Source organism: Verrucosispora sp. SN26_14.1, assembly GCF_004307965.1.
GTDB lineage: Bacteria > Actinomycetota > Actinomycetes > Mycobacteriales > Micromonosporaceae > Micromonospora.
Genome location: NZ_SISL01000604.1, coordinates 1 through 2,958 on the forward strand (window position 1 = coordinate 1; position 2,958 = coordinate 2,958).

The window sequence follows — 2,958 nt, forward strand, 5'->3', positions numbered from 1 at the left end:
GCCGGAGCCGGTGCGGCCGACGGCGCAGCCGCCGGGGCACCAGAGCCGCCGGAGGCGACGAAGGCGTTACGCAGCCGTCGGGCGACGGGCGCCTCGACCGTGCTCGACGCGGACTTGACGAACTCGCCCATTTCTTTCAGCTTGGCGAGAACGGTCTTACTCTCGACCCCGAGCTCTTTCGCAAGCTCGTGTACGCGGGCCTTGCCTGCCACTGCACTCCTCACTCCGAGGTCGTGCGGGCAGCACCCGCAGCGACCTCACTCGTGCACTTGAAGCCTGGTCATTTCTGGGACTTCATCGTGTGCTCATGTCGGTCGTCCTACCTTGCTAGCGGCCACACCCGGTCGGACGACCGGACGTGGTGGTTGACGCGTCAGGTACTCCGCGAGGGTGCCGTCATCCGGAACCCCGGCGAGGCGCAGCGCGCGCCCGAAGGCGCGACGCCGCACTGCCTGCGCGAAGCAGGCCGGATCTGGGTGCATGTTCGCTCCCCGACCCGGCAGTCTGCGGGCCGGATCGGGTCGAAGGCTGAACCCAGCCTCGTCACCGACCGCGACGATCCGCAGTAGTTCACTGGCCGGTGCCCGCCGTCGGCAGCCCACACAGGTGCGCTCCGGCAGCGCGCGTCGTGCCACTGGAAGAAGTCTACCCCTAGCTTCCCGAGACCGCTCCGCCTGGCTCCCGGACGGGGTCGGCTCCGGGCCGCCCACTGGAGCCAGTCTGTTCCGCGTCGGACCGGATGTCGATCCGCCAACCGGTCAGTCGGGCAGCAAGCCGGGCATTCTGCCCCTCCCGCCCGATCGCCAGGGAGAGCTGGAAGTCCGGCACGGTCACCCGGGCCGCGCGGGCACCCAGGTCCACCACCTCGACCCGCAGCGCCTTCGCCGGCGACAACGCGTTGCCGACGAAGGTCGCCGGGTCGTCGGACCAGTCGATGATGTCGATCTTCTCGCCGTGCAGCTCGCTCATCACCGCCCGGACCCGCTGCCCCATCGGGCCGATACAGGCGCCCTTGGCGTTGACCCCGGGAGTGGTGGAGCGGACCGCGATCTTCGTCCGGTGACCGGCCTCACGCGCGATCGCGCCGATCTCGACCGTGCCGTCGGCGATCTCCGGAACCTCCAGGGCGAAGAGCTTCTTCACCAGGTTCGGGTGGGTACGCGAGAGCGTGATCTGCGGGCCGCGCATCCCCTTGGCCACGTGCACCACCACGCACCGGATCCGCTCGCCGTGGGTGTACCGCTCGCCGGGCACCTGCTCGGACTGGGGCAGCACCCCCTCCAGCTTGCCCAGGTCGACCGTGACGATGCCCTTCTCGGCCCGGGCCTCGTGCGCCTGCACCACCCCGGTCACCAGGTCACCGTCGCGGCCCGCGTACTCGCCGAAGTGCACCTCGTCGGTGGCCTCCCGCAACCGCTGGAGGATGACCTGCTTGGCGGTCATGGCGGCGATCCGCCCGAAGTCGTGCGGAGTGTCGTCCCACTCCCGGTCGACGGTGCCCTCGTCGCCCAGTTCCTGGGCGTAGACCAGGGCCACGCCGGTCTTGCGGTCGATCTCCACCCGGGCGTGCGACTGCGCACCCTCGGTGTGCCGGTACGCGGTCAGCAGCGCGGTCTCGATCGCCGCCAGGATCGTGTCGAACGGGATCTCCCGCTCGCGCTCGAGTGCGCGCAGCGCCGCGAGGTCGATGTTCACCTCTCCTCGTCCTCCACATCGTCATCGTCATCGTCGTCGAGGTCTTCTGATTCGGCCAGGTCGTCGAGGCGGCTGAACTCGACCTGCACCCGGCCCGGCCCCAGGTCGGCGTACGCCCACCCGGCGCTTTCGGTGTCGGTTTCCAGCACCACGCGCTCGTCGTCGGCCTCGACCACCCGCCCGGTGACCTGCCGGTCGCCGGCCGGTCGGCCATCGGTCGTCCCGCCGCGCACGGTCACCCGGACCAGCCGGCCCACGTTGCGCCGCCAGTGCCGGGGCAGGGTCAGCGGGCGGTCCACCCCCGGCGAGCTGACCTCCAGTTGGTACTCCCCGGCGACGATGTCGCCGCCGGTCTCCTCGGCCGCGTCCAGCGCTGCCGAGACCGCCCGCGACACGTCGGCGACCGCGTCCAGGTTGATGCCGCCGTCGGCGTCGACGATCACGCGTACCACGTGTCGTCGTCCGGCCCGGGAGACGGCCAGGTCCTCCAGGTCGTAGCCGGCCTCGGCGACGACCGGTGCGATCACCGCGCGCAGCCGCTCACGGCGGGCGGCCAGGTCACCCCGGCCCCCCTGCACAGCAGTGCGCGGCGCGGGACCACCTCGCGGAGCCTGACCGCCACGGGGTCGCCCCGTCGTTCTGGTGGCACGGCCACGCTGCGTCATCTGTTGGACCTTCCACTGCTCGTCGGCCGCCATGCCGGCACGCCACCGGTGCGGGCGCGCCGGTGGTTGCGCAGAGCGTAACGCGCCCGGCGAAGGAGAGCCCGGGCGGCGCACCGGCGCCACCGCGCCACACGGCCCACGGCGATGGTGTTGACTTGTCCGGTGGTGATGGGCATGACGAGTCGGCCGGACGGGTCCGCCGAGCTGTCCCGGCGCAGGGTCCTGCGGGCCGGTGCGCTGCTGGCGCTGGGTGGGTCCGCCGTGCCGCTGAGCGGTTGCGGTCTCTTCGGCGGGGACGAGCAGCCACCGGAGCCGGACCCGCTGGCCCCGCTGGTCGACGAGTCGTTGGGTCTCGCCGCGGGGCTGCGCGCCGCCGCCACCGCCCACCCCGACCTGGCCGCCCGGCTCGTCCCGCTCGCCGAGTCGCACGAGGCGCACGCGGCCGAACTGGCCCGGCTGACCGGTGCCGCGACATCGTCCGGCCCGGCCGTTCCGAGCGGGGCGACCTGGTCCTCCCCCGCCGTCCGGCCGGGTGAGCCGGCCGCCACGCTGGCCGCGTTGCGCCAGGCCGAGCGGACCGGCCGGGAGTCGGCCAAGG

Annotated in this window: 5 protein-coding genes; 1 reads left to right on the top strand and 4 read right to left on the bottom strand. The window is 72.7% G+C overall.

Going from position 1 to position 2,958, the window contains the following annotated elements; translation table 11 throughout:
* From EYA84_RS29775 to rimP, 4 genes are all read right to left on the bottom strand, one after another.
* The coding region (locus EYA84_RS29775; protein ID WP_131057430.1) for a translation initiation factor IF-2 N-terminal domain-containing protein at nucleotides 1-212 on the bottom strand (212 nt) is incomplete at its 3' end.
* A gap of 93 nt (nucleotides 213-305) precedes the next feature.
* Nucleotides 306-710 carry a YlxR family protein gene (locus EYA84_RS29780; protein WP_394347632.1) on the bottom strand — a complete coding sequence of 135 codons (405 nt, stop codon included), beginning with the start codon at nucleotides 708-710 and terminating at the stop codon, nucleotides 306-308.
* Complete coding sequence (gene nusA, locus EYA84_RS29785) at nucleotides 652-1,695, bottom strand: transcription termination factor NusA (protein ID WP_131057434.1); 1,044 nt, start codon at nucleotides 1,693-1,695, stop codon at nucleotides 652-654. Before nusA ends, EYA84_RS29780 begins: the two co-directional genes overlap by 59 nt.
* Nucleotides 1,692-2,360 (bottom strand): ribosome maturation factor RimP, encoded by a 669-nt coding sequence (gene rimP / locus EYA84_RS29790; RefSeq protein WP_131057436.1) that lies wholly within the window; start codon nucleotides 2,358-2,360, stop codon nucleotides 1,692-1,694. Before rimP ends, nusA begins: the two co-directional genes overlap by 4 nt.
* A gap of 174 nt (nucleotides 2,361-2,534) precedes the next feature.
* Between rimP and EYA84_RS29795 the strand changes: the two genes are divergently transcribed.
* The coding region (locus EYA84_RS29795) for a hypothetical protein (protein WP_131057438.1) at nucleotides 2,535-2,958 on the top strand (424 nt) is incomplete at its 3' end.

Bases quoted from the DNA above. Each gene is read 5' to 3' on its own strand.
- rimP (WP_131057436.1), bottom strand. From the start codon at position 2,360: ATGACGCAGCGTGGCCGTGCCACCAGAACGACGGGGCGACCCCGTGGC.